Genomic DNA, 24,763 nt, shown 5'->3' on the forward strand with positions numbered 1-24,763 from the left:
ATCCCGGACGTCCGCGTTCGGCAATGGCGCTCATGCGAAACGCAAATGGCCGGGGCGAGCCCGGCCATTTAACACAGCGGATGGAAGACCTCAGTTCGACTTGGGCGCCGCTGCCGCCGGCTGTGCGGCGGCTTGCGGGGCGCGGCCGACGACGACGGTCAGGAGGCCCTGGCCCCAGAGGCGCTTGGCGGCCGCCTTGGCGTCGTCCAGCGTCACCGCGTCGACGATGGCGTTGCGCTTCTCGATGTAGTCGATCGGAAGCTTGTCCTGCTGATATTGCAGCAGCGCCTGGGCGAGCTTCGAGGACGTATCCAGCGCCAGCATCTGCGAGCCCTTGAGGTAGGACTTGGCCTCGTCGAGCTCCTTCTGCGTCGGGCCCTCCTCGGCGATCCGGCGCACCTCCTTGTCGATGGCGTCGATGGTGTCGCCGGCGCGGTCGGCGCGGGTGCCGGTATTGCCGATGAAGACCGCCGAATGCTCCATCCAGAGGAGGGATTCGAACACCGAATAGGCCAGCCCGCGCTTCTCGCGGACCTCGCGATAGAGCCGGGAGGACAGTCCGCCGCCGCCGAGGATGTGGTTGACGACATAGGCCGCCATGAAGTTCGGGTCGCTGCGCTTCACGCCGGGGCCGCCGAAGGTGATGACGGTCTGCGGCACGTCGAGCGGCACGAAGGCGCGCTGCGGCGGCTTGGCCGCCTCGATGTCGGGGACCGGCACGAGATTGGCCTTGGCGGGCAGGCTGCCGAAGGTGTGGTCGAGCAGCTTGCCGAGGGTCGCCGGATCGACGTCGCCGACGACTGCGACCTTCAAGGTGTCCTTGGCGAACACGCGGCCGACATAGTCTTTCATGTCGGCGACGGTGACGGTCGGCACGCTGTCCAGCGTGCCGTTGGTCTGCCGGGCGTAGGGATGATCGCCGAAGGCGACCTCCAGGAATTTGCGGCTCGCCAGCGACGACGGATTGGTGGTCTCGCGGCGCAGGCCCGAGATCACCTGCGAGCGGATGCGCTCGACGTCGGCGGTGTCGAAATGCGGCGAGGTCAGTGCCATCCGCAACAGGTCGAAGGCCTCGTCCTTGTTGTCGCGCAACATGCGCAGGCTGCCGCGGAAGGTGTCGCGGGTGGTGCTGAAGGAAAGCTCGATGGCGCGGCGGTCGAGCCGCTCGTGGAAGGTCTTGGAGTCGAGATCGCCGGAGCCTTCGTCGAGGAGATCGCCGACGAGATTGGCGACGCCCGACTTGTCCTTGGGATCCTGAGCCGAGCCGCCGGCAAAGGAATATTCCATGGCGATCAGCGGCACGGTGGCGTCCTGCACGAACCAGGCCTCGATGCCGCCCGGCGAGATCAGGCGCTGGATCTTTGCTGCGGCCTGCGACGGCGAGACCGCGGCGAGCGCGAGCGCCGCGCCGGTGACGAAGGACAGCGCGAAGCGTCTTGTACGTGGGAAGTGTTTTGCGCCAAGGAAGGGATAGGTCACGAACGCTTCTCCTCGCGCTTGGTGGTCGCAGTGTCCTTGATCAGATAGCCCGTCACCGAACGCTTCTTCTCGAGCCATTTTTGCGCAACAGTGCGAACCTGTTCGGCGGTCACCGCGCGAATGCGGTCGGGCCAGCTCCTGATGTCCTCGATCGACAGGCCCGTGGTCAGTGCGCCGCCATACCAGCGCGCCAGCACCGCCTGGTTGTCCTGGGCGTAGATCGCTTCCGCGATGAGCTGGGTCTTGACCCGCTCGAGATCCTCGGCGCGGATCGGGTTCTGCGCGATGTCGGCGATGACGCCGTCGATCACCTGCTCGACCTCGGCGAAGCCGACGCCGGGTTTCGGCGCGGCCGAGATCGCGAACTGGGTCGGGTCGAGCGAGATGCTCGAATAGCTGGCGCTGGCGGAGACCGCGAGCGGCTTGTCGACGACGAGGGCGCGGTAGAGATAGGAATTGCTGCCGCTGCCCATCAGCTGCGCGAGCACGTCGAGGGCCGCGCTCTCGCCGGTCGCGGCCGTGGTCGCCGAGGGAGCGAGATAATAGCGCCGCAGGCTCGGCTGCTCGACGCGCGGGTCGGCCAGCGTGACGGTGCGCGGTGCCGCCGGCTCCGGCTCCTGCGGACGAACGCGGCGTGCCGGGATCGCGGGCTGCGCCGGGATGGCGCCGAAATTGCGCTCGACCAGCGGACGGATGTCGGCGGCTTCGACGTCACCGGCGATCACCAGGATCGCGTTGTTCGGCGCGTAGAAGCGGCGGTAGAAGGCCAGCGCATCCTCGCGATCGAGCTTCTCGATCTCCTGATGCCAGCCGATCACCGGCCGGCCATAGGGATGGTTGAGATAGAGCGCGGCCATGATCTGCTCGTTGAGCCGCGCGTCCGGATTGTTGGCAACGCGCATGTTGTACTCTTCGAGCACGACGTCGCGCTCAGGCAGCACGTTCTCGTCCTTGAGGATCAGGCCGGTCATGCGATCGGCCTCGAACTCCATCATGGTCGGCAGCTGCTCGCGCGGCACGCGCTGGTAGTAGTTGGTGTAGTCGACCGAGGTCGAGGCGTTCTCGTTGCCGCCGACGCGGAGCACGGTCTGGGAGAATTCGCCGACCGGATGCTTCGAGGTGCCCTTGAACATCAGGTGCTCGAGGAAGTGCGCGAGCCCGGATTTGCCCGGCGTCTCGTCGGCCGAGCCGACCTTGTACCAGATCATCTCCGTGACCACGGGCGTGCGGTGATCCGGGATCACCACGACCTGCATGCCGTTGCTGAGCGTGAAGCTGGCGGGCGGGGCCGATGTCACCGTGGTCTGGGCGAGGGCCGCGCTGGCTGAGAGGACACTCGTCGAAAGCAGCGCGGCAAGGAGGCAGGCAGCCGATCGGTAAGCGGACATCATGATCCCTAGTGAAAGGCCGAGGTCCGGATGTCCGGCTCGGCGGCACGGCATGCTACACCGTGCGGCTGACGCTTCGCGTCACGAAGCAGAGAACGCCGTCATCGTGAAGTTAAAGATAAGTCATGTGCTTCGTCCGGCCTGCACCGGGCGATTGCGGCAGTTCCGTATGGGGACGCCAGTCGGCAAGAGCGCTATTTCTCTTTTTCCTTACCACTGAGCACGTCAAAATATGTCCTTTTGGACTTATCCGGTCCGCCTGCGCCATAGGCGTAGTTGGGCGAAGGCGTCTGGTATCCGGGCGGTGGTTCGGTCAGGGATGCCCGCGGCGGCTCAGATGTGAATGGCTTGGATTCTTCGCTGTCACCTTTGAAGATGCCGAGCAGACCTCCCTTATAGCCGAGCTGGCTGGGGCTCATGGTTGGATTGTTCCCGCCCGGCTGGACAGAGTCGTTGCTCGACGTGCGGCTGCTGCCGTTGGTCTTGGCGGCGTTCAACTCGGCCGGAGTGAGTGGTCGGGCCGCTTCCCAGGGGTTCACGAACTTGGTGCCGGATTTCTTCCTGGCAGCGGCAGCCTCCTTGCGGCGCCTCTCATCCGGGTCTTTTGGCCAGTTCGGAGGGGCCGCCTCGGCGGACGATGCCGGGGGCGGCAGGTCGAGCTTCGGTGGCACCACCAGCGGCGAACGTTCGCGGTATTCAATGCCGGGCGTTTCCATGCTCTTGGCGCCGAGACCGGACATCAAATTATCGATGATCTTTTCCTCGAAGGTCCGATCGTCTTCCTCGTCATCGCCGGCGCGGGCCGCGCCTGCCGTCATGACGAGACCGACGCCGAGCGCGACAGCGGACAATTTCAACGCCCGCCAGAACCCCCACCGGGGGTCTCGAACCATCGAACCGCTGGTCTTCGAGCTGCGCATCAGTGTACCTGTTCCATATTGTGGCAGATTGCCGCTCGCGCGCGGCTCAAATTCTCGCAAAAAGCGGGTTCCACCGCCAGTCCGTATCGGCCGGGATCAGGGCGCTTTTGCGGCGGGTACCCCCAGGAAGGAATCATACAATAGCGCCGCCACCCCAGCAACGATGGCCACGTCGGCGAGGTTAAACACATACCAATTATAGGTATTTCCGCCGATCTCGATGTGGAACAGGGCGAAATCCACCACCGCGCCATAGGCCAGGCGGTCGATGCCATTGCCGATGGCGCCTCCGATGATCAGGCCGAGCGCGATCGTGGCAAGGAGGGTGTGCGAGCGGGCCATCCAGATCGCCAGCGCGACCACTGCGATACCTTTGACGGCCATCAGCGCGAGCTGCGCCGCCTGGCCGTCGTTCTGGAGCCAGCCGAAGCTGATGCCGATGTTCCAGGCCAGCACCAGGTCGAAGAACGGCGTCACCTTCACCGCGCCGCGACGGGCGAGGTCGAATACGTTCAGCAGCCAGAGCTTCGAGGCCTGGTCGAGGATGACCGTGGCAATGGCCGAGACGATGCCGGCGCGGAGGGGGGTCATGCCAATCCCGTCGCCCCATTTTCCGCCGTCGTCCCGGCGAAGGCCGGGACCTCCGCGCGAGCGCTATGCGCTCGTCGCGATGCTCCGAGGCGGAAGTTGTTTGAAGGACTCGCGGTCATCAGCCTTCGCTGCAATTGGCGGCGGTGGTTATGGGTCCCGGCTCCCGTGCGCAATTGCGCACTAGGCCGGGACGACACAGGTCAGGTCTGCACCCCCAGCGCCTTCCATTCGCGCAGCGCCTTAGCATCGCGCGGGGTGACGTCGGGGTATTCGGGGTCTTCGCCGACGGTCGGCGAGATCTTCCAGGAGCGGGCGCATTTGGTGCCGACCGCCTTCTCCACCACGACGGCAACGCCGGGCACGGCATCGAGACGGAACGCGGACGCCGGCGCCTCGCCCTCGCGCACCTCGTAGTTCGAGGTGATGCAGACTTCGGCGAGGTCGGTGTCGAACAGCGTCGCCAGCATGTCGCGGTCGGCAACATAGATGACCGGCGAGGCCTCCAGCGACGAGCCGATGTTCTTGGCGGCGCGTTCGAGCTCGAGCGCGCCGGTGACGACACGGCGGACGTTGCGGATCGCCTCCCATTTCGCGGCGAGCTTGTCGTCGCGGAGCTTTTCGAGATCCCCCGGAAATAGCGTGAGGTGCACTGAAGGCTCCGCATCCGGCCGGTACATGCGCCAGGCTTCCTCCGCAGTGAAGCTGAGGATCGGCGCCAGCCATTTCAGGATCGAAGAGCACAACAGGTCGATCGTGGTCAGCGCCGCCTTGCGCGTCGGCGAGGACGGCGGATCGCAATAGAGCGTGTCCTTGCGGATGTCGAAGTAGAACGCGGAGAGCTCGCTGTTCAGGAACGCGGACAGCGTTGCCACCACGCTCTTGAAGTCGAACGTCTCATACGCCTTGCCGATCAGCTCGGCGCGCATCGCGAGCTCGTGCAGCATCAGCCGCTCGAGCTCCGGCATCTCGGCGGGCGCGACCGCCTCTGTCGGCTTGTAGTGATGCAGCGTGCCGAGCATCCAGCGGATGGTGTTGCGCAGCTTGCGATAGGTCTCGACCGTGTTCTTCAGGATCTCGGGGCCGATGCGCTGATCGTCGGTGTAGTCGCAGGACGCGACCCAGAGCCGCAGGATGTCGGCGCCGGATTCCTTGATGACGGCCTGCGGCTCGATGGTGTTGCCGAGCGACTTCGACATCTTGCGGCCGTCCTCAGCCTGGGTGAAGCCGTGGGTCAGCACGATGTCGTAGGGCGCGCGACCGCGCGTGCCGCAGCTCTCCAGCAGCGAGGAGTGGAACCAGCCGCGATGCTGGTCCGAGCCTTCCAGGTACATCACGGTGTCGGTGCCGCCGTCGACCTTGCGCTTGATGCCTGACAGCCCCGGGAAGTGCACGGGGTCTTCGAGCACAAAGGCGTGCGTCGAGCCGGAATCGAACCAGACGTCGAGGATGTCGTCGACCTTCTGCCAGTCTTCGCTCGTGCGCGTGCCGAGAAAACGTTCGCGCGCGCCTTTCGCGTACCAGGCGTCGGCGCCTTCCTTTTCGAAGGCGTCGCCGATGCGGGTATTGACGGCCTCGTCCTGGAGGACCTCGGCGGAGCCGTCGGCCTTCTCGCGCACGAATACGGCGATCGGCACGCCCCAGGCCCGCTGGCGCGAGATCACCCAGTCGGGGCGCGCCTCGATCATGCCGTTGATGCGGTTTTCACCGGACGGCGGCACCCATTGCGTCACCGAGATCGCGTGCAGCGCGCGGGCGCGCAGCGTGTCGCCGGACTTGGTCTTCCCGCCTGCCGCGATATCCTTGTCCATCGCGATGAACCATTGCGGCGTGTTGCGGAAGATCACCGGCTTCTTGGAGCGCCAGGAATGCGGATATTGATGCTTGAGCCGGCCGCGCGCCAGCAGCATGCCCTTTTCGACGAGCGCCTTGATCACGGCCTCGTTGGCATCGCCCTTCTCGCCCTTGTCGTTGATGACGCGCTTGCCGACGAAGCCAGGGGCATGGTCGGTGTAGGCGCCGTTCTCGTCGACCGTGTAGGGGATCGTGCTGTTGATGCCGCGCGCGTCGAGGTCGCGCGTGTTCGCCATCCAGACGTCGAAGTCCTCGCGGCCGTGGCTCGGGGCGGTGTGCACGAAGCCGGTGCCGGTGTCGTCGGTGACGTGGTCGCCCGACAGCAGCGGCACGGTGAAGTCATAGCCGCCGGCAAGGTCCTTCAGCGGATGGGCGCATTCGATTGCGTCCATGGTGTCGGCGGGGACGTCGCGCACCTTCTCATAGGCGGTGACACGCGCCTGCTTGAACACCTCGTCGGCGAGCGCATCGGCGAGGATCAGGAGATCGCCGGTCCTGGCCCAATTGTCCGCGGGCGCATCCGTCACCTTGTAGAGGCCATAGGCGATCTTCGGCGAGAACGAGATGGCGCGGTTGCCGGGTAGCGTCCAGGGCGTGGTGGTCCAGATCACGACGCTCGCGGAGGCCAGCACGCCATGTGCCGGCGAGGTCACCGGGAATTTCACCCAGACCATGTCGGAGGTGTAGTCCTCGTACTCGACCTCGGCCTCGGCCAGTGCGGTCTTCTCGACCACGCTCCACATCACCGGCTTGGAGCCGCGATAGAGCGTGCCGTTGGCGGCGAACTTCATCAGCTCGCGCGCGATCTGGGCCTCGGCCGGGAAGCTCATGGTGGCGTAGGGATGGTCCCAGTCGCCGATCACGCCGAGACGCTTGAACTCCTCGCGCTGCACGCCGAGCCAGTGCGTGGCATAGGCGCGGCACTCTTTCCGGAAATCGATCATCGCGGCACTGTCGCGGAAGTCGGGCTTCTGCTTGCCCTTCTTGCGATAGTGCTCCTCCTCGACCTTCCACTCGATCGGCAGGCCGTGGCAGTCCCAACCCGGCACGTAGTTGGAATCGAAGCCGAGCATCTGCTGGCTCTTGGTGACGAGATCCTTGAGGATCTTGTTCAGCGAGGTGCCGATATGGATGTTGCCGTTGGCGTAGGGCGGGCCGTCATGCAGCACGAACTTGTCGCGGCCCTTGGCGCCCTCGCGCAGCTTCTCGTAGAGGCCGATCTCGTACCAGCGTTTGAGGATTTCCGGCTCGCGCTGCGGCAGGCCGGCGCGCATCGGGAATTCGGTCTGCGGCAGGAACAGGGTTTTCGAATAGTCTTTGACTTCAGACTTCTGGGACTTTTGCGGCTTTTCGGACATGAGGCTGACTGGCTCGGAAGGGCGCGGGAAAACGGATGGCGATGCGGAATCGCGGGGGGTGAAACGACGACATCCCGGTCTTGCGCCGAGCCAAAGGCTCAGGCGGAAGCCGGGCCGCTAATCCCTATGATGCGCCGCGCAAACATGGGCTCTCCATAGCAGCCGGGCGGGGGAAGCGCAAAGGTCCGGCAGGCCGGTTTTCGGCCTCAATCGATGACGCCAAGCCGCGGAAATGCGTCCGGGGCGGCGGCCAGAATGGCGCGGGCGCGGGCGGAATCGTCGTCCATCTGGCGGATCAGGGCCTCGATGCCCTCGAATTTCAGCTCCTCGCGGATGAAGCCGACGAAGGCGCAGTCGAGCACCTGCCCGTAGAGGTCGCCCTTGAAGTCGAACAGGAAGATTTCCAGGAGAGGGGCGCCATTGTCGAAGGTCGGGCGGCGGCCGAAGCTGGCCACCCCGTCCAGGCGCTCGGCGCCGCGGCCGACCCGCACCGCATAGATGCCGTGCTTGAGGCCGCAATTGGCGTCGAGGCGGATGTTGGCGGTGGGGTAGCCAAGGTCGCGGCCGCGCTTCTCGCCATGGATCACCTCGCCGGTGATGAACCAGGGGGCGCCGAGCATGGTGGTGGCTTCGTCAAGCTGGCCTTCGGCGAGCGCAATCCGGATGGCGCTGGAGGAGACCGGCCGTTCGTCGAAATCGACATGCGGCTGAACGTCGACCTCGATGCCGAGCCGGGGCGCCTCGTTGACCAGCAGGCTCGGCGAGCCGACCCGTCCCTTGCCGAAATGGAAGTCGTAGCCGACCGCGATTGCGCTGACGCCGAGACGCCCGATCAGGTCATGGTGAATGAAATCTTGCGCGCTGGTGCCGGCTCTTGCCTTGTCGAAGGTCATGACCACGGCGCCGGAGAGCCCGGTCCCGGCCAGAAGCCGCAGCTTGGCCCGCTCGTCCGTCAGGCGGAATTGCGGGGTGTTGGGGCTGAAAAACCGCCGTGGGTGCGGCTCGAAGGTCAACGCCAGCGCAGGGCGGCCATGCGCCCGGCCCATCTCCAGGGCCGCTGCGATCACTGCGCGATGGCCGAGATGAACCCCGTCGAAATTGCCCATGGCGACCACGGCGCCCCGGGGAATAGCGGAATCCGGCGTGGTGTCGCGGATAACGGTAAAATGCGGGGCCATCAGGGGAATTCTCGAGCCGGGCGGGACCGGCCGGGACCGTGGCTTGACCCGCCCGGCGAAGTCAAGCGGGGGGAGGCGGCGGCATTGAACGCGATTTCAATTCTTCGGGGGCGGTCCCAGTTAACGCGCTGTTTAACGCCTTGGTGCTAGTCCTTGGAACGTGGAACTGCGCAGGCCTCCGGCCTGGCGGCTCCAATCGTAATATTCCTGGGTTTGCGTTGGGGGAGTCGAGATGGCGGTTGATTTGTCGATGCCGGTTCTGGTGGTGGATGACTACAGCACCATGATCCGTATCATCAGGAATCTGCTGAAGCAGCTTGGCTTCGAGAATATCGACGATGCCAGCGACGGTTCGGCGGCGCTGAACAAGATGCGCGGCAAGAAGTACGGCCTCGTGATCTCCGACTGGAACATGGAGCCGATGACGGGCTACGACCTCTTGCGCGAAGTGCGCGCGGATCCGAACCTCGCCACCACGCCTTTCATCATGATCACGGCGGAATCGAAGACCGAGAACGTGATCGCGGCCAAGAAGGCCGGCGTGAACAACTACATCGTCAAGCCGTTCAACGCGGCGACGCTGAAGACCAAGATCGAGGCGGTCTTCCCGGACATGGCGAGCGCGTAAGCGCGCTTTCGAACCCATCAGGTGAATTTGGAAAGCCCGGGCTTTGTCCCGGGCTTTTTGTGTTGGCTCCGTCATTCCGGGGCGGTGCGCAGCACCGAACCCGGAATCTCGAGATCCCCCGATGCGCAATTGCGCATCTGAGGTCTGGTCCTTCGGACCATCCCGGGATGACGGCTATGCCGTCACCACTTCAATTCGCGCATCAGCGCCTTCGGCGGGTGGCCGAACAATTCCATCACGGACGCCGGGTCGAGCTGGTCGAGACCTTCGAACTCCTCGGCATGGATGCCGCGGGTGACGAACAGGCAGTCGATGCCGAATTCGCGCGCGCCGGTGAGGTCGGTGCGGACGGAATCGCCGATCGCCAGCACGCGTCGGCGGTCGATCTGGTGGCCCTGGCGTTCGCCGGCGAGCGCCATCGCGCGCTCGTAGATCGGCCGGTGCGGCTTGCCGTAGAAGATCACCTCGCCGCCGAGCTCGCGATAGAGCTCGGCGATCGCGCCGGCGCAATAGATCAGCCGGTCGCCGCGTTCCACCACGATGTCCGGGTTGGCGCAGACCAGCGTCAGCTTGCGCTCGCGCGCCTTCAGCATCATGCCGCGATAGTCTTCCGCCGTCTCGGTCTCGTCGTCATAGAGGCCGGTGCAGACGATGTAGTCGGCTTCTTCCAGCGGCGCGGTCACCGCATCGAGGCCGCGATAGATCGAGTTGTCGCGCTCGGGGCCCAGCCAGAACATCTTGCGGCCGGGATGTTCGGCGACATAGAGCCGGGTCAGATCGCCCGACGAGACGATCGCGTCATAGGTCTCGTCTGCGACGCCGAGCTTGCGCAATTGCCGCTGCACGGAGTCGGCGGGGCGCGGTGCATTGGTGATCAGGATCACCGTACCGCCGCGGCTGCGATAGGTGTGCAGCGCTTCGCAGGCTTCGGGGAAAGATTCCAGGCCGTTGTGAACCACGCCCCAGATGTCGCTGAGCACGACGTCCACATCGCCCACGAGCTCGCGCAGGCTTTCGGCGAAATGCAGCGTGGTCATGATGCGCGCGGCCAATCAGATCCGGCGCGCGAGCGCCGCGTTGCCGGTGATGCGTTGTGCCGGAGGTGCGGCTGACGTCGCGCCTGGGCTGGGTGGAGCGGAGCCATTGGATCCCTGAATGTCCTGCGCCTGGTTCGGCGAGGCCCCGCCGGTAGCAGATGCCCCTTCCGGCCGCAATGGCCGGGGCGGCGCGAACAGGAACCCCTGGCCGAACCGCACATCATAGTCGAGCAAATCGACCACGGCGCGCTCGCCTTCGATCCGCTCGGCGATCAGGTCGATGCCGAAGCGGCCGAGCAGGTCGGAGAGGTCGGACGGGTGGATGTCGGAGGTCGAGGCCTGCCTCGGGTCGAGCAACAGCGTGGCCGGCACCTTGATGAAGCGCACGCCGCGGTCGGCGAGCTCGCGCGGCTCGATGCGCAGATCCGTCACATGGTCGATCGAGAAGCGGAAGCCGCGCTGGGCGAGCGCGGCGAGGTTCTCGGACTCGGCCGGGCCGAGATTGCGGAAGGTCGACTGCTTGAACTCCAGCACCAGCGACGGCGCCAGCGCCCGGTTGGCTTCGAGGAAGTCGAGGCATTGCGCGAAGGTGGTCGAATTGCCGAGCGTGGAGGCCGCGACGTTGCAGAACACGCCGACGTCCTTGTTGCGGACCATGAGGCGGCGCAGCACCTGCACACAGCGCAGCATCACCATGTTGTCGATGCGCCCGATCAGGCCCGAGGCCTCCGCGATGCTGATGAACTCCTCGGCGGCGATCAACTGGTCGCGCTCGTCGCGGACCCGTGTCACCGCCTCGTAGAACCGCACCTTGCGCTGCGGCAGCGTCACCATCGGCTGGAGGAAGATGTCGATGCGGTTCTCGTCGATCGCGTTGCGCAGCGTTGCCAGCAGTTGGGTCTGGTTACGTCCGTTGGCGGTCTGAACCGGATGGGCGGTTTGGGCCTGAACTGCCGGTGCCGGCCGCGGCTGCGCTGCGGAAGGCGGGGGAGCCGCGGGAAGCGATGGCGGCGGCACCGGCCGCTCCCCGAGCGGCGCGATCAGGTCGATCGGCGCTTCCGGGTCCGGCCTCGCGGCCGAAGCCGCCGCAGCTCCAGGCGCGGCGCCAGCCAGCAGGTCCTCATGGGTCGACACGGTAGAGGCAAGCTGCCTGACCAGCCCGCCGAGCTCGTTGATCTCGCCGACCACCGACTGGATGCGGTCCGAATTGGTCGAATTGGACGAGGCGATGCGCCCTTCGATCGCAGCGAGCCGGCGGCCGAATTCCGCCACCTGGCGGGCGAGGTCGGCGGTGCCGCGCGAGAGGTCGGCAATCTGGCCGCCGACGTCGCTGCGGTCGCGCAGCCGCATCGACACCGCGTTGTAGAGGATCAGGAAGGTCAGCGCGGTCAGCGCCACGATCGCGGATTCGGTTCCGCTGATGCCGGCGACCGCGTAGAGCACAAGCCCGAGCGAGGCCGCGACCAGAACCATGCAGATGGCGATGAAGATCGTCGAAATGCGAATCATGCCGCGCGTTACGCCTCAAGAGCTGACTGCCTCACCCGGGAAAACACGGGTTACCTGTGCGAACCCGTCACGCCTCATGCTCCCCCAAGCCGCATGACCCTAACATCATTGTTGATTCGAGGGGATAGTGGTCCGTTCGCCCTTCAAGTCAGGCCAGCCCGGCGAAAGCCTTCGAGGTAGTGCTCGCGGTCGGAGGCAAGTTTGATCGGCATGAACTCGGCGATCCAGGTCAGCGAAACGTTCGGCTGGGCCCGGTGGAGTTCCTTCAGGGCAACCCGGGCGGTCTCGGTTTGTCCGGCCATGCCGGCAGCGGCAACCAGCACCCGGTGCCCGCCGACGAAGTCGCTACGCTGGCGCAGGGACTCCTGTGCGAGCCGGATCGCTTCCGCGTAGTCGCTGCCGAGGAAACGGGCGAAGGCGGCGATGCCGAAATAGACCGGCGCGTAGGGATCGCGCGGGCTGAGGCGGATCGCTCGGCGCGCGGCCTCGTCGGCATCCTGCCAGCGGCCGCAATAGCCCAGCGTCAAACCATAATAGCCCTGCGCCAGCGCAAAATTCGGATTGAGCCGGAGCGCGGTCTCGAACTCGGCGAGCGAGTCCTCGAACCGCCGCGCGAACAGATGGACGTGGCCGAGCGCATTGTGGGCCCAGGCATCCTCATCGTCGGCGCGGATCGCGGCCCTGGCCGCGCGCTCGGCGAGGGGTATTGCCGTGGCCATCTCCATCCAGCCCATATGCGCCGTGAACATGTAGCTGGTGCCGAGCAGGCCGAGCGCCTTGCCGTAGTTCGGGTCGAGCGCGATGGCCTTCTCGAGCAGCGCCTGCGCCACGACATGATCCTGCCGCGTCACGCGCCAGTAGTGGGAAAGGGCGCGCATCACGAGATCCCAGGCGTCCAGGCTGTCGGGCGGCTTGCGCTGGGCGCGAAAGCTCTCCGCGGCATAGAGCTGTGGCTCGATCGCGGCGACGATGGCTTCGGTGATCTCGTCCTGCACGGCGAAGACGTCGGCGAGCTCGCGGTCATAGCGCTCAGCCCAGAGATGACTGCCGGTGGCGACGTCGTTGAGCTGAGCGGTGATGCGGACGCGGTCGCCATCCTTGCGGACGCTGCCTTCGACGACATAGCGCACGCCGAGTTCTTCCGCGACCTGCCGCAGATGAACCGGGCGGCCCTTGTAGATGAAGGAGGAGTTGCGCGCGATGACGAAGAACCAGCGCAGCTTCGACAGCGCGGTGATGATGTCCTCGCTGATGCCGTCGGAGAAATAATCCTGCTCGACCTCGCCGCTCATGTTGGTGAAGGGCAGGACCGCGATGGCCGGACGATCTGGCAGCGGCAATGCCGTTGGCGGCGCGTTGGACGGTTGGGCCGGCGCCGCGGGCGTTGCGGCCGAGGAGAGTTCCGTGACCTCGCCGACGAAGCGCACGCCCTTGCGCGCGATGGTGCGGATCAGCCGCTGCTCCTCGCCATTGTCGTTGACCGCGCGCCGCGCTGCGTTGATCCGGCTGGTAAGGGTCGATTCCGAGACGACGCGGCCGTTCCAGACCGCATCGAGCAGATTGTCCCGCGTCACCACGCGCTCGCGGTTGCGGACGAGATAAAGCAGAAGATCGAACACCTGGGGCTCGAGCGCGACGAGCGTCTCCATCCGCCGCAATTCGCGGCGCTCGGGATCGAGCACGAAATCCTCGAAATGAAGTGTCAAGCTGCCCTCGGCCCCCGTCCGGAAATCAAGGTGCTCTCAGCGTAAAATAAGGCCGCTCTCAAGGCCAGCGAACTGCATGCGCTCTATCGTCCCGGCGTGTTCAACCGCAGGAGATTTGCCATGTCGACATCCGCAGCGCTCAAGCCGGCGCCAGCCCAACCCGATCTCACTGCCGTCAAGCAGCGCCAGCACGGCGCCTGGTCGTCCGGCGACTATGCCGTCGTCGGCACCACCTTGCAGATCGTCGGCGAACAGCTTTGCGAGGCGCTGGACCTTCGCGCCGGCAGCAAAGTGCTGGACGTCGCTGCCGGCAACGGCAATGCGACGCTGGCGGCGGCCCGGCGCTGGTGTGACGTCACATCGACCGACTACGTTCCGGCGCTGCTCAAGCGCGGCCGCGAGCGCGCGGCAGCCGATCATCTGATGGTCGAATTCCGCGAGGCGGACGCCGAAGCGCTGCCATTTGCCGATGGCAGCTACGACGTCGTCGTCTCGACCTTTGGTGTGATGTTCACGCCGGACCAGGACAAGGCTGCTGCCGAACTCGCACGGGTCTGCAAATCCGGCGGCAAGATCGGCCTCGCCAACTGGACGCCGCAAGGCTTCATCGGTCAGCTCTTCAAGACCATCGGCGGGCATGTGGCGCCGCCGGCCGGCGTGAAGTCGCCGGCCTTGTGGGGCACACCGGCCCGCCTCAAGGAGATGTTTGGAGACCAGGCGTCGGAGATCGTCGCCGAGCCGCGCATGTTCGTGTTCCGCTATCGCTCGCCGGAGCACTGGCTCGAAATCTTCAAGTCGTATTACGGGCCGATGCTCAAAGCCTTCGCCGCACTCGACGAGTCCGGTCAGGCTGCGCTGCGGCGCGATCTCATCGCGCTGCTCGGCGAGTTCAACCGTGCCGACGACGGCACGGTCGTCGTGCACAGCGAATATCTGGAAGCCGTCATCACCAAGCGCTGATGCGGCTTGAGGTCAGGCCGGCGTTCGGCTTGACCTCAACATCAGGACGGCGTGGCGGCGCCGACCGTATCCGCGGCGACCGCCTCGCGGCTGCCGAACGGCTTGGGCTCCCCCGTGGTCGTGTCGCGCAGGGTCTGCCGTTCGATTTCCGAGTTCAGCTCGGCGCCGAACATGATGACGATCGCGGACATCCACAGCCACATCATCAGGCCGATCGCCGCGCCGAGCGAGCCGTAGGTGGCGTTGTAATTGGCGAACTCGGACAGATACCAGGACAGCAAGGCAGAGCCGGCAATCCAGAGCAGGGCGGCCACCACCGCGCCGAGGCTCAGCCATTGCCAGCGTGGCGCAACGCGGCTGGGTGCGAAGCGGTAGAGGATGGCGAGCGCCGCGAGCAGGATGAGGAACAGGAGCGGCCATCGTGCCAGCGCCACGATCAACTTGCTTTCGGGCGCCATGCCGAGATGATTGAGCGCGAGCGGGAAGGCGACGACGGCACCCACCATCAGCAGCAGTGCCACGATGCCGCCGAGCGTGAAGGCCAGCGACACCGAGTTCAGCCGGATGAAGCTGCGCTTCTCGCGCTCCTCATAGGCGACGTTGAGGGCGTCGAAGATCGATTTGACGCCGGCATTGGCGCTCCAGATCGCAAGCAGGAGGCCGAGCAGGAAGGTGGCACCAAGCGTCGTATTGCCCTTCGACACCACGCGCGCGACCTGGTCCTCGACGATCTGGAACGAGCCCTCGGGCAGCATCGTCGCGAGGGTCTGGAGATTGGCGCTGATCGTGGCGGGATCGGCGAACAGCCCATAGGACGAGACGAGCGCGGTGACGGCCGGAAAGACCGCGAGCAGCCCGAAGAACACGACGCCGCCGGCGGTTGCGAGCAAGCGATCGTCGTCGATGCGCTGATAGGTGCGCCAGAAGATATCCTTCCAGCCGGCCCAGGGGATCGCGAAGGGGCTTTTGGAACGGCGCCCGCGGCCGGGCTGCATCGCGGCACGGGCTACGCTCGTTTCCGGAGAGCTTGCTTCGTTGTTGCGGTGGTCTTGCGGAGGCCCCGGCCGGATCACGCCGGGGTCCTGGAAGAAGCGTTCGGCGGTCAGCACGAAGACGGCGGTGGCGGCGACCAGCAGCCAGGAGTCGAGCTGCCCTGAGCGCCGCGCCGCCATCTCACGCGTCCAATCTGTGCCCGTGCCGTCTCCGACGCGCGGCGGTGAAGCCCAGCAGTCCGACGGCTGCGAGCATCAGACCCAGTTGCACGGGACGGTTGGCGCGCACGGGCCGGGTGTTGCCGTCATGGCTGCGTTCGCCGGGCGCGAGCGGCGCCAGGGGAATCGTCGTCGCGACCTCTTTCACCGCCTGCTTGACCGTTCCGCGCGGAATCCGCGGGGTGGCGATCGCAACGCGCAGGCGGCTGGCCAGCGGCACGATCGGCTTGTCCCGACGCTTCATTTGAGCCAGAGCCGCGCCGGCGCAGCCCGCGGCCAGGACCAGCAGGACCGCGCCGACGGCACCAAATCCCCAGAATTGTCCGTAGGTGATTGCGATCCAGAGGTACAAGGCGACCAGACCGACAAAGAAGGCCGCGATCAGGAACAGCCCGGCCACTGCGAACAGGCCGGCCGCGACCGCATAGGATGTCGCCCGTCCCGTGGCCTGGCTGGTGCGGTCACGCAGGTAAGACCGGGTGGCACGCCTGAGATGGTTGAGTTTCAGCGCCATGCCGGCGCGCAGCAATTCGCCCGATGGCGCGAGCATGCGGACATCCTCCGAGAGCGAGACATTCGTCGAGGATGAACGTGACGGGATTTGACTTGTTCCGCGCGGAGCGTCGCCGCGGTGACTGATCAGCCGAGATCGGCGGCCGCGATCCAGAACACCTCGCCTTCGGAGTCTTCGGTGTCGAGCCAGAGCAGCGGCAGCTCCGGAAAGGCCTCGTCGACCAATTCGCGGCCGCGGCCGATCTCGCAGATCAACCCGCCATCCGGCGTCAGGTGATCGGGGGCGTCGCGCAGGATCCGCCGCACCACGTCGAGACCGTCGGCGCCGCCGTCGAAGGCGAGCTTCGGCTCGGCCCGGCATTCCGGCGGCAATGCCGCCATGCCTTCCGCATCGACGTAAGGCGGATTGGTGATGATGAGGTCGTATCTGTTGTCGCCGAGCGGGGCGAACAGGTCGCCGCGATGGAGCGTGACCCGGTCATCGAGCCCGTGCTCCCCGACATTGCGCGCGGCGACTTCGAGCGCGCCCCTGGAGATGTCGACGGCATCGACCGTTGCATTCGGGAAGTGATACGCGGCGAGGATGGCAAGGCATCCCGATCCCGTGCAGAGGTCGAGCACGCGCTCGACGGCCGTGGGGTCGTCGATCAGCGAGCCGGCCTCCCCGTCGCCGCCGAAATGCGAATCCAGGAGCTCGCCGATGAAGGAGCGCGGGACGATAACGCGTTCGTCGACATAGAAGGGCAGGCCGCGCATGTAGATCTTGTTGACGAGATAGGCGGCCGGTTTGCGCGTGGTAACGCGCTGATGGATGAGATCGAGGACGGTCTTGCCTTCCGCAGCCGTGACGCGCGCGTGGGCAAAGGCCTCGAACTGGTCGGGATGCAGATGCAGGGCCTCGCAGACCAGGAAAGCCGCTTCCGCCACCGGATCGGTCGTGCCGTGCGCGAAGGCGAGCTTGGCCTCATTGAAGCGGCTCACGGCATAGCGGACGAAGTCGAGGAGCGTGAGAAGCTCGCCGCGGCCGACCTTCGCAAGCCTGGGCGCGGCGCGGCCGCGCGCCGTCTTTTTTGAAGCTCTTGCCATCAGGATTTGGTCCAGCGTGCGGCGGCCTCGTCGTCACGGGCGTGGGCTTCGACCCAGCCGGTGCCGGTGGCGCTCTCTTCCTTCTTCCAGAACGGCGCGCTGGTCTTGAGATAGTCCATCAGGAACTCGGCTGCCTGGAACGCCGCCTGACGATGCTGCGACGCGGTCAGCACCAGCACGATGTTCTGGCCGGGCATGAACCGCCCGACGCGGTGGATGACCGTGACGCCGTTGAGCGGCCAGCGCGTGGTCGCTTCGTCGACATGACGCTTGATCTCTTCCTCGGCCATGCCGGGATAATGTTCGAGCGTCAACGCGGCGATGTTCGCACTGTCCTCGTCGCTGCGGCAGATGCCGGAGAAGCTCACGACCGCACCGATGTCGGTCCGGCTCCTGGTCAAGTGCGCGATCTCGCGCGCAATGTCGAAATCGTCTTCCTGGATACGGATGGTGACGGGGCCGGTGGTCGCAGGGGAAGTCATGGGCCTAGCCGCCGGTCATCGGCGGGAAGAACGCGATCTCGCGGGCGCCCGCGATCGCGGCGTCCGACTTGACGTGGGCGTGGTCGATCGCGGCGCGGATGACCTTCGGCTTCTCGAAGGCGTAGGCATAGGCCTCGCTCTGGCCGGACAGCCAGGCGATCAGCTCTTCCACGGTGCGCACGGTCGCCGGCGGCTCGATGGTCTCCTCGGCCTTGCCGACGCGTTCGCGCACCCAGGCAAAATACTTCACCTTCATACCTCATCCTCCTTGATGAGGTGATGGATGCCGGAGCGGAAATAATCGTAGCCGGTGTACATGGTGAGGATCGCCGAGGCCCACAGCAGCAACAGGCCGATCTGGGTCACGACAGGCACGACCTGGTCGCCGGCCTCGCCCGCGAGCAGGAAGCCGATGGCGACGAGCTGGACCGTGGTCTTCCACTTGGCAAGCTTGGTGACGGGCACGCTGACGCGCAGCGCGGCGAGGTATTCGCGCAGGCCCGAGACCAGGATCTCGCGGCACAGGATCACGATGGCGGCCCACAGCGACCAGCCATGGATGATACCGTCGGCGGCCAGCATCAGCAGGCAGGAGGCGACCAGCAGCTTGTCGGCGATCGGATCGAGCATCCGGCCGAACGCCGATTGCTGATTCCATATCCGCGCGTAATAGCCGTCGAGGTAATCGGTGACTGCTGCCGCGATGAAAATGGCGACCGCGACCCAGCGCAGCCACAGCGGCTGATCCAGGATCGACTGCGCATAGATGCACCCGACCACGACCGGGATCGCGGCGATCCGGCCATAGGTGAGGATGTTCGGGAGGGACATCGCGCGGCTGGTCGTCCCTCGTGTCGTGGCGATGTTCATCCGTCCTACCAATACCGCTGTGGCCCGAAGGTCAACCGTTCCGCTCCCCAAATGGGGTGCGGGATGCGACGACCATATGACCACGGCCCCCTCTAGTTCACCCCGGCTGGGGATGGAAATACTCGAAAATCCTGCGGGCGCTCTCGGCGCTCACCCCCGGAACCTTGCCGAGATCGGCGATCGAGGCCCGTTCGATCTCCTTCAGGGTTCCGAAATGATGCAGCAAGGCACGTTTGCGTGACGGGCCGATGCCCGGAATTTCCTGCAAACCGGCCTCGCGGATGTCCTTCTTGCGCAGCTTGCGGTGCGAGCCGATGACGAAGCGGTGGGCCTCGTCGCGCAGGCGCTGGATGAAATAGAGCACGGGGTCGCGCGGCTCGAGCTTGATCGCCTCGCGCTCCGGCATGAACAGGGTCTCGCGGCCGGCATCCCGGTCCGGCCCCTTGGCGACCGACATCAGCGACACCTGGGTCAGGCCGAGATTTGCGAAGATCTCCCGGACGGCGTTGAGCTGGCCGCGGCCGCCGTCGATGATCACGAGGTCGGGCCATTGCGGAAAATCGTCGTCCTTGACCTTGGCGCCCTCCTCGGGCGGGTTGACGAGACGCTTGAAGCGGCGCTCCAGCACCTCGCGCATCATGCCGTAGTCGTCGCCGGGCGTGAGCCCTTCCGACTTGATGTTGAACTTGCGGTACTGGTTCTTCACGAAGCCGTCCGGGCCGGCGACGATCATGGCGCCGACCGCGTTGGTGCCCTGGATGTGGCTGTTGTCGTAGACCTCGATGCGCTTGGGGGCATGCGGCAGGCTCAGCGTCGTCGCCATGGCGTCGAGCAGGCGGCCCTGCGTCGCGGTGTCCGCGAGCTTGCGGCCCAGCGCCTCGCGCGCATTGGTCAGCGCGTGGGCGACGAGCTCCTTCTTCTCGCCGCGCTTCGGCGCGGTGACCTCGATCTTGTGGCCGGCCTTGATCGACAGCGCGTTGGCGAGCAGCTCGCTCTCCTCGATCTCATGCGAGAGCAAGATGTTCTTCGGCGGCGGCTTGTCGTCGTAGAACTGGGCGAGGAAGGAGCCGAGCACTTCTTCGGGCGTAAAGGTCTTCTCCGCCCGCGGGAAATAGGCGCGGTTGCCCCAGTTCTGGCCGGTGCGGAAGAAGAACACCTCGACGCAGGAGAAGCCGCCCTCCTGGTGGATGGCGAACACGTCGGCCTCTTCCACCGTGCGCGGATTGATGCCCTGCTGCGACTGGATCGCCGACAGCGCGGCAAGGCGGTCGCGGTAGAGCGCCGCGCTCTCGAATTCGAGCTCATTGGCCGCCTTCTCCATTTCGCCGGCGAGCTCCTGCTTCACCACATGGCTCTTGCCGGAGAGGAAGTCGGTCGCCTCGCGCACCAGGGTCGTGTAGCCGGGGAAATCGATCTCGCGGGTGCAGGGACCGGCGCAGCGGCGGATCTGGTAGAGCAGGCAGGGCCGGGTGCGGCTCTCGAAAAAGGAATCGGTGCAGGAGCGGATCAGGAACGCGCGCTGCAGCGCCGTGATGGTGCGGTTGACGGCGCCGGCGGAAGCGAACGGGCCGAAATAGCGTCCGGGCCGGGTCTGCGCGCCCCGATGCTTCAGGATCTGCGGCGCCCAATGGTCACCAGTGATCAGGATATAGGGAAACGACTTGTCGTCGCGCAGCTGCACGTTGAAGCGCGGCCGCAGCTGCTTGATCAGGTTGGCTTCCAGCAGCAGCGCTTCGGTCTCGGTGTTGGTCGAGACGATCTCCACGGTCACGGTGGCGGCGATCATGCGCAGGATGCGCGCCGGCTGCGGCGCATTCTGGCGCGCGTAGTTGGAGAGGCGCTTTTTGACGTTCTTGGCCTTGCCGACATAGAGCACGTCGGCATTCGCATTGAGCATGCGATAGACGCCGGGCGAGGTCGGCGCGAACCGGACCGCGCGCTCGATTGCCTCGTGGCCCGTCGCCAGCGGCTCTTCGCCGACCGCGCCGCTCTCTTCCAGGATATCGGGCAGCCGCGCATCGTCCTCGTCGTCGCCGCCCGTGGTGGCGGGATCGAGGTCCGGCGGTGCCGTCTCCTGGGACGGGACGTCCGGTGCCATGCCGCGCCTGGATTTGCGCGCGCGGGCGTCGTCCGGATTGTCGGTGGAATCGTGAACCATGGGGTGAATTTAGGCGCTGGGGATACCGATTTGAAGTTCCGGCCATGCTGCACGCACAGAATGGCGGCGCAGTTCCCGGTAACGCTTCCTTAAGTCTGTTAAGCGCGCGGTAACGGGTCTTAACAGCCCTTTAACTTAAAACTCTCGATAAATCTTACGCGAAAAGGTCTTGGTTCCGTAACCATGCGATATGGCCCGGCGCGGCGGCGCAGGCATCGCACCGGTTTGCGGCAGTTGCGTTGGAGTGTGTGATGAAGAGGCTCGTTGTGGGCGCAGCCGTGTTGGTTGCCGCCGGCTGGACAGCTTCGGCAGAGGCCGCCGATCTCAGTTACGGGCAGCGCGCGCCCTATACCGTCAATCAGCCGCTCAATGCCTATAGCTGGGCCGGTCCGTATCTCGGTGCCAATCTCGGCTATGAGTGGGGGTCGGTGAGTAACTCACCCGTAAAGCCCTCCGGCTTCGTCGGCGGCATTCAGGCCGGCTATAATTTCCAGAACGGTCCATGGGTGTTCGGCGTCGAGGGCGATATCCAGGCCGCCGGCGCTGATGACACATTCGCGCCGTGGAAGTTCTCCAATCCGTGGTTCGGCACCCTTCGCGGCCGTGCCGGTTATGCCTTCAGCAACGTGCTGTTCTACGGCACCGCCGGCCTCGCCTTCGGCGAGCTGCGCGCGCAGACCTTCGGCTGGACGGAGTCGCACACCAGCGCCGGCTGGACCATCGGTGCCGGTGCGGAAGTGGGCTTCGCGCCCAACTGGACCGCCAAGCTCGAATATCTCTACATCGATCTGTCGACGAGTCAGTTCGCAATTACAGGCGTGTCAAACGGCTATAGCGCCAGCGTTGTGCGCGCAGGCGTGAACTATCACTTCTGATAGCCAAATAAGAAAATACCGGACAATAACCTCCCGGCCGCTCGCGGCCGGGACTTTTTTTGCGCCAGGTTTTTTGAGTCAGGCCGCTAGGAAAGGATGACCAAATTGACCGCCTTCGGTCCCTTCCCCTTCTTGTCCGGTTCGACTTCGAAAGTAATACGCTGTCCTTCGGCAAGGTCCTTCAGTCCCGCTCGCTCCACAGCAGTGATGTGAACGAAGACATCGCGACCGCCGTCATCGGGCTTGATAAAGCCGTAGCCGCGCTCGCCGTTGAAGAACTTGACCGTTCCCGTCATGGCCATCGGGAAACTCCCCCTCATTGCTCCTCCGCCGCGACGCAGACTCACGTCACGACATGACCGGGCCTTACGGAGCCCGGGAGCTGGCCATCCTTGGGCGGACCTTTCGGTCCGGCCGGATCTTTCTTAGGCCTTCACTCCGCCGCAACCATTCGCGGAAGCGGAACGTAAAGCCAGTCACGGAAATAGCATAATACGGTTCTTTGCAGATTGACTACGGCTCCTGCATCTTTTTCCCACGAATGCCGGAGTGTTACGGCCTCGGCACCTCTAATCGGAATCTGGCAGCGCCGCCCTGGCCGAGCGGCATTTCGAGCTCGGGCAGGATCGTCTTGAGCTCGCCGTGCAGAGTGTAAGGCGGATTGACGATCAGCAGTCCGGTGGAGGTGAGGGCTGCGCTGTCAGCTTGCGGTGCAGCGCTGAATTCGAGGCGCAGGCATTTGCCCGGCGGCTTTGCTGCGGCTGCGAGCCGCGCCACGAGTTGCGCCAGCGTGTCGGTGGCGCGCCGGCTCTTGGCCGGATACCAGATTACATAGATACCAGTCGGCCATTTTGCGAAAGCCTCCGAGAAGGCTTTGCCCAGCCGTTCGAACTCGTTCTTTGCCTCGAATGGCGGATCGATCAGCACCAGCCCGCGCCGTTCCTTCGGTGGCACGAAGGCCGGCAGCGCCACCCAGCCGTCGAGATCGACCACGCGGGCCTGCTCGTCGCGGCGCAGCACGTCGATCAGCGCCTTGCGCGCCTTCGGCTCGAGCTCGCAGGCGACGAGGCGGTCCTGCGGCCTGAGCAGGCCGCGCGCGATCAGCGGCGAACCCGGATAGGCCTTGAGCTCGCCCTTCGGATTGAAGGCGCGGACGATGTCGAGATAAGGCTTGGTCAGTGCGGCGGTCTCGTTCGACAGGCGCGCCTGCATCAGCCGCGCGATGCCGGTCAGCCATTCGCCGCCGCGCCGCGCCTCGTCGCTTTCGAGATCGTAGAGGCCGGCGCCGGCATGGGTGTCGATGACGCGGAACGCCCCCGGCTTGTCCTGCAAGTAAGTGAGGATGCGCGCCAGCACGATGTGCTTGATGACATCGGCGAAGTTGCCGGCATGAAAGGCGTGACGGTAGTTCATGGGAAGAGCACTACGCCACGTCACGGCCTGAGCAAAGAGGCACTAATGCGTGTCCCGGACGCGGTGCAGCGTGTCACGCTGCGCCGCTGAGCCGGGACCCGGCTTCTTCGTTCGTGATGGGCCCCGGATCAGCGGTGCACTACGCCGCGTTTCGCGGCGCATCGCACCGCATCCGGGGCACGAGAACCCGAACTACCCACCCCTGATCGGCGGCATCGTCACCTGGTCGCGGCGGCAGGCGCGGCGGTCGATCTCCTCGCAGGCGCGGAATTGCAGGTCCTTGCTGAGGCAGATGCGGACCTCGGAAAGCCGCGTCCGGTTGCAGGTGACCGAGACGGCGGCGCTGCCGAGGCCGGGATTGGCCCTGATGAAGGCCTCCTCGACATCCGCCGGCGCCACGGTCCTGGCCTGCGACAGGTCGAGATACTCGGCCGGAATCTTGATCGCGGCGCGCGCTTTCCGGATCGTCTCGAAATAGCTGCGATCGGCGAGCCCCGAGCAGGTGCCGTGCTTGTCCCATTCGTTGAAGATCAGGCCCGGCGCCGGCATCAGGTCGAGCATCGAGGAGACGATGCTGCGGTTCAGCCGCGGCGCCGGCCGCTGGCAATATTCCGGAAAGCCGTTCTCATATTGCGGCCACAGCCCGTGTACCACGAAAGCATACGGCCGGCCGCTGCACTGGATCTGGGAGCGGCCGCCGCGCTCGGCCGCCTCCTCGCAGAAGGAGGGCGACCACGACAGCGACAGCACATAGAAATCGAATTCGCCGGGCGCGTTCTGCCGCTTGTCCTGGGCTTGCGCGACGCCCGCCAGCGAGACCAGCCCGGCGGCCAGCGGCAGGGCAAGGACCAGCGAGATCATCAGGCGGGAGAATGAATGCAATCTGGAATGAAACATGGCGACGCCCCTCAACTAGACTGTGCAGTCGAGCCTAGCAGGCGAAAAGAACATTTCAAGAACAAAATTCGGGTGGCCTCCGTCAGGCCGCTGGGCTAGGTCCGAATCAGGGCTTGTCGAATCAAGGCCTGGCGGCGCGGCAGGCCGGATTGTAGGCCCAGTTGCGGTCGAGCCCGACCACGCACCATTCGACACCATTCCCGTAACCGGCAAAGCCGCCATCCTCGATGATCGAGAAGTGCACCTTGCGCACCTTGCCGTCGTTGAGCATGGCCTCGCCGGTGCAATAGCGGCGCGGAATGTTGTCGGACTGCCAGGGCCGGAACGCGGTCTCGCGCACGGCGGAGAAGCCGGTGATCTTTAACGAGGAATTCCAGAAGGAGCTTTCCTTCTCCCAGAACTGGGTGGCGATCGTCGGCAGCGCCTTGTCGCAATCGGCGACGCCGCCGTCGTAGCGCGGTCCGCTCAGCCAGAAATTGAGCTCCAGCGGATTGGCCGCCCTGGCCTCACCGAGCGACAGCGCCCCGAACATGAGGCCGAGCACGGCGGCAAAGCGGAGCGATTTCAGGGAGGTCGAGGCGCGCATGGGCAATCCAGACAGCATGATCTGCGAAGGTCCGACGGTGCCGCGAAGGGCGGGTGAGGTCAAGTGC

At 65.6% G+C, this 24,763-nt stretch carries 23 protein-coding genes; 3 read left to right on the forward strand and 20 right to left on the reverse strand.

Translation table 11 applies throughout. From position 1 onward, the window contains the following. Positions 1–90: 90 nt before the first annotated feature. From BM118_RS29035 to BM118_RS29060, 6 genes are all read right to left on the reverse strand, one after another. A complete protein-coding gene (locus BM118_RS29035; protein ID WP_441299766.1) occupies positions 91–1,479 on the reverse strand; it encodes a M16 family metallopeptidase in 1,389 nt (462 codons plus the stop codon). Further along, the gene (locus BM118_RS29040; protein WP_092190203.1) at positions 1,476–2,867 is read right to left on the reverse strand and encodes a M16 family metallopeptidase; all 1,392 of its coding nucleotides are present in this window, start codon (positions 2,865–2,867) and stop codon (positions 1,476–1,478) included. Before BM118_RS29040 ends, BM118_RS29035 begins: the two co-directional genes overlap by 4 nt. Positions 2,868–3,061: 194 nt before the next feature. Then, the gene (locus BM118_RS29045) at positions 3,062–3,787 is read right to left on the reverse strand and encodes a hypothetical protein (protein WP_092189763.1); all 726 of its coding nucleotides are present in this window, start codon (positions 3,785–3,787) and stop codon (positions 3,062–3,064) included. Between the two features lie 96 nt (positions 3,788–3,883). Further along, complete coding sequence (gene lspA / locus BM118_RS29050; protein WP_092189765.1) at positions 3,884–4,378, reverse strand: signal peptidase II; 495 nt, start codon at positions 4,376–4,378, stop codon at positions 3,884–3,886. A 200-nt stretch (positions 4,379–4,578) separates the two neighbouring features. After that, positions 4,579–7,587 (reverse strand): isoleucine--tRNA ligase, encoded by a 3,009-nt coding sequence (gene ileS, locus BM118_RS29055; protein ID WP_092189767.1) that lies wholly within the window; start codon positions 7,585–7,587, stop codon positions 4,579–4,581. A gap of 206 nt (positions 7,588–7,793) precedes the next feature. Beyond that, positions 7,794–8,765, reverse strand: a complete 972-nt coding sequence (locus BM118_RS29060; protein ID WP_092189769.1) for a bifunctional riboflavin kinase/FAD synthetase — start codon at positions 8,763–8,765, stop codon at positions 7,794–7,796. Between the two features lie 232 nt (positions 8,766–8,997). On the opposite strand from BM118_RS29060, the gene BM118_RS29065 reads away from it, so the two are divergent. After that, entirely contained in the window at positions 8,998–9,393 is a 396-nt protein-coding gene (locus tag BM118_RS29065; RefSeq protein WP_008567674.1) for a response regulator, read from the forward strand. Positions 9,394–9,575: 182 nt separating this feature from the next. Here the strand turns inward: BM118_RS29065 and BM118_RS29070 are convergent, their stop codons facing one another. The 3 genes from BM118_RS29070 to BM118_RS29080 form a co-directional block, all read right to left on the reverse strand. Beyond that, entirely contained in the window at positions 9,576–10,430 is an 855-nt protein-coding gene (locus tag BM118_RS29070) for a TIGR01459 family HAD-type hydrolase (protein ID WP_028174657.1), read from the reverse strand. A 15-nt stretch (positions 10,431–10,445) separates the two neighbouring features. After that, positions 10,446–11,939 carry an EAL domain-containing protein gene (locus tag BM118_RS29075; protein WP_092189771.1) on the reverse strand — a complete coding sequence of 498 codons (1,494 nt, stop codon included), beginning with the start codon at positions 11,937–11,939 and terminating at the stop codon, positions 10,446–10,448. Positions 11,940–12,082: 143 nt separating this feature from the next. Then, positions 12,083–13,588 carry a winged helix-turn-helix domain-containing tetratricopeptide repeat protein gene (locus BM118_RS29080; protein ID WP_441299768.1) on the reverse strand — a complete coding sequence of 502 codons (1,506 nt, stop codon included), beginning with the start codon at positions 13,586–13,588 and terminating at the stop codon, positions 12,083–12,085. Between the two features lie 177 nt (positions 13,589–13,765). Between BM118_RS29080 and BM118_RS29085 the strand changes: the two genes are divergently transcribed. Then, entirely contained in the window at positions 13,766–14,605 is an 840-nt protein-coding gene (locus BM118_RS29085) for a class I SAM-dependent methyltransferase (protein WP_092189773.1), read from the forward strand. A gap of 41 nt (positions 14,606–14,646) precedes the next feature. On the opposite strand, the gene BM118_RS29090 is transcribed toward BM118_RS29085, so the two are convergent. The 7 genes from BM118_RS29090 to uvrC form a co-directional block, all read right to left on the reverse strand. Then, positions 14,647–15,777, reverse strand: coding sequence for a YihY/virulence factor BrkB family protein (locus BM118_RS29090; RefSeq protein ID WP_092189776.1), 1,131 nt, complete (start codon positions 15,775–15,777; stop codon positions 14,647–14,649). A 1-nt stretch (position 15,778) separates the two neighbouring features. After that, entirely contained in the window at positions 15,779–16,366 is a 588-nt protein-coding gene (locus tag BM118_RS29095) for a phage holin family protein (RefSeq protein ID WP_092189778.1), read from the reverse strand. 89 nt (positions 16,367–16,455) lie between these two features. Continuing rightward, positions 16,456–17,415 (reverse strand): 50S ribosomal protein L3 N(5)-glutamine methyltransferase, encoded by a 960-nt coding sequence (gene prmB, locus BM118_RS29100; RefSeq protein WP_092189780.1) that lies wholly within the window; start codon positions 17,413–17,415, stop codon positions 16,456–16,458. Then, on the reverse strand, positions 17,415–17,897 hold the full coding sequence (locus BM118_RS29105) for a molybdenum cofactor biosynthesis protein MoaE (RefSeq protein WP_092189782.1): 483 nt from the start codon (positions 17,895–17,897) through the stop codon (positions 17,415–17,417). Before BM118_RS29105 ends, prmB begins: the two co-directional genes overlap by 1 nt. A 4-nt stretch (positions 17,898–17,901) precedes the next feature. Then, the gene (gene moaD / locus BM118_RS29110) at positions 17,902–18,153 is read right to left on the reverse strand and encodes a molybdopterin converting factor subunit 1 (RefSeq protein WP_007596861.1); all 252 of its coding nucleotides are present in this window, start codon (positions 18,151–18,153) and stop codon (positions 17,902–17,904) included. After that, a complete protein-coding gene (gene pgsA / locus BM118_RS29115; protein WP_011090204.1) occupies positions 18,150–18,767 on the reverse strand; it encodes a CDP-diacylglycerol--glycerol-3-phosphate 3-phosphatidyltransferase in 618 nt (205 codons plus the stop codon). The genes moaD and pgsA overlap by 4 nt, the downstream gene beginning before the upstream one ends. 97 nt (positions 18,768–18,864) lie before the next feature. Beyond that, complete coding sequence (gene uvrC, locus BM118_RS29120; protein WP_092189785.1) at positions 18,865–20,925, reverse strand: excinuclease ABC subunit UvrC; 2,061 nt, start codon at positions 20,923–20,925, stop codon at positions 18,865–18,867. 251 nt (positions 20,926–21,176) lie between these two features. On the opposite strand from uvrC, the gene BM118_RS29125 reads away from it, so the two are divergent. Continuing rightward, positions 21,177–21,800 (forward strand): outer membrane protein, encoded by a 624-nt coding sequence (locus tag BM118_RS29125; RefSeq protein WP_177234798.1) that lies wholly within the window; start codon positions 21,177–21,179, stop codon positions 21,798–21,800. A gap of 86 nt (positions 21,801–21,886) precedes the next feature. Here BM118_RS29125 and BM118_RS29130 read toward each other — a convergent pair whose 3' ends face one another. From BM118_RS29130 to BM118_RS29145, 4 genes are all read right to left on the reverse strand, one after another. After that, positions 21,887–22,102: a cold-shock protein gene (locus BM118_RS29130; protein ID WP_008544396.1), complete on the reverse strand. Its 216-nt coding sequence runs from the start codon at positions 22,100–22,102 to the stop codon at positions 21,887–21,889. A gap of 250 nt (positions 22,103–22,352) precedes the next feature. Then, the gene (locus tag BM118_RS29135; protein ID WP_092189789.1) at positions 22,353–23,213 is read right to left on the reverse strand and encodes a 23S rRNA (adenine(2030)-N(6))-methyltransferase RlmJ; all 861 of its coding nucleotides are present in this window, start codon (positions 23,211–23,213) and stop codon (positions 22,353–22,355) included. Positions 23,214–23,405: 192 nt separating this feature from the next. Next, the gene (locus BM118_RS29140; protein WP_092189791.1) at positions 23,406–24,110 is read right to left on the reverse strand and encodes a ribonuclease T2 family protein; all 705 of its coding nucleotides are present in this window, start codon (positions 24,108–24,110) and stop codon (positions 23,406–23,408) included. 121 nt (positions 24,111–24,231) lie between these two features. Beyond that, entirely contained in the window at positions 24,232–24,696 is a 465-nt protein-coding gene (locus BM118_RS29145) for a hypothetical protein (protein ID WP_092190207.1), read from the reverse strand. Between the last annotated feature and the right edge of the window lie 67 nt (positions 24,697–24,763).

The organism is Bradyrhizobium sp. cf659 (genome assembly GCF_900113725.1).
In the GTDB taxonomy this organism is placed as follows: Bacteria; Pseudomonadota; Alphaproteobacteria; order Rhizobiales; family Xanthobacteraceae; genus Bradyrhizobium.

Coding starts and splice junctions, on each gene's coding strand:
- prmB (WP_092189780.1), bottom strand. CDS start 17,415: ATGGCAAGAGCTTCAAAAAAGACGGCGCGCGGCCGCGCCGCGCCCAGG.
- BM118_RS29105 (WP_092189782.1), bottom strand. CDS start 17,897: ATGACTTCCCCTGCGACCACCGGCCCCGTCACCATCCGTATCCAGGAA.
- BM118_RS29045 (WP_092189763.1), bottom strand. CDS start 3,787: ATGCGCAGCTCGAAGACCAGCGGTTCGATGGTTCGAGACCCCCGGTGG.
- lspA (WP_092189765.1), bottom strand. CDS start 4,378: ATGACCCCCCTCCGCGCCGGCATCGTCTCGGCCATTGCCACGGTCATC.
- BM118_RS29080 (WP_441299768.1), bottom strand. CDS start 13,588: ATGGAGACGCTCGTCGCGCTCGAGCCCCAGGTGTTCGATCTTCTGCTT.
- BM118_RS29040 (WP_092190203.1), bottom strand. CDS start 2,867: ATGTCCGCTTACCGATCGGCTGCCTGCCTCCTTGCCGCGCTGCTTTCG.
- BM118_RS29060 (WP_092189769.1), bottom strand. CDS start 8,765: ATGGCCCCGCATTTTACCGTTATCCGCGACACCACGCCGGATTCCGCT.
- ileS (WP_092189767.1), bottom strand. CDS start 7,587: ATGTCCGAAAAGCCGCAAAAGTCCCAGAAGTCTGAAGTCAAAGACTAT.
- BM118_RS29135 (WP_092189789.1), bottom strand. CDS start 23,213: ATGAACTACCGTCACGCCTTTCATGCCGGCAACTTCGCCGATGTCATC.
- pgsA (WP_011090204.1), bottom strand. CDS start 18,767: ATGAACATCGCCACGACACGAGGGACGACCAGCCGCGCGATGTCCCTC.
- BM118_RS29085 (WP_092189773.1), top strand. CDS start 13,766: ATGTCGACATCCGCAGCGCTCAAGCCGGCGCCAGCCCAACCCGATCTC.
- BM118_RS29145 (WP_092190207.1), bottom strand. CDS start 24,696: ATGCGCGCCTCGACCTCCCTGAAATCGCTCCGCTTTGCCGCCGTGCTC.
- BM118_RS29130 (WP_008544396.1), bottom strand. CDS start 22,102: ATGGCCATGACGGGAACGGTCAAGTTCTTCAACGGCGAGCGCGGCTAC.
- BM118_RS29095 (WP_092189778.1), bottom strand. CDS start 16,366: ATGCTCGCGCCATCGGGCGAATTGCTGCGCGCCGGCATGGCGCTGAAA.
- moaD (WP_007596861.1), bottom strand. CDS start 18,153: ATGAAGGTGAAGTATTTTGCCTGGGTGCGCGAACGCGTCGGCAAGGCC.
- BM118_RS29065 (WP_008567674.1), top strand. CDS start 8,998: ATGGCGGTTGATTTGTCGATGCCGGTTCTGGTGGTGGATGACTACAGC.
- BM118_RS29140 (WP_092189791.1), bottom strand. CDS start 24,110: ATGTTTCATTCCAGATTGCATTCATTCTCCCGCCTGATGATCTCGCTG.
- BM118_RS29125 (WP_177234798.1), top strand. CDS start 21,177: ATGAAGAGGCTCGTTGTGGGCGCAGCCGTGTTGGTTGCCGCCGGCTGG.
- BM118_RS29090 (WP_092189776.1), bottom strand. CDS start 15,777: ATGGCGGCGCGGCGCTCAGGGCAGCTCGACTCCTGGCTGCTGGTCGCC.
- BM118_RS29070 (WP_028174657.1), bottom strand. CDS start 10,430: ATGACCACGCTGCATTTCGCCGAAAGCCTGCGCGAGCTCGTGGGCGAT.
- BM118_RS29075 (WP_092189771.1), bottom strand. CDS start 11,939: ATGATTCGCATTTCGACGATCTTCATCGCCATCTGCATGGTTCTGGTC.
- uvrC (WP_092189785.1), bottom strand. CDS start 20,925: ATGGTTCACGATTCCACCGACAATCCGGACGACGCCCGCGCGCGCAAA.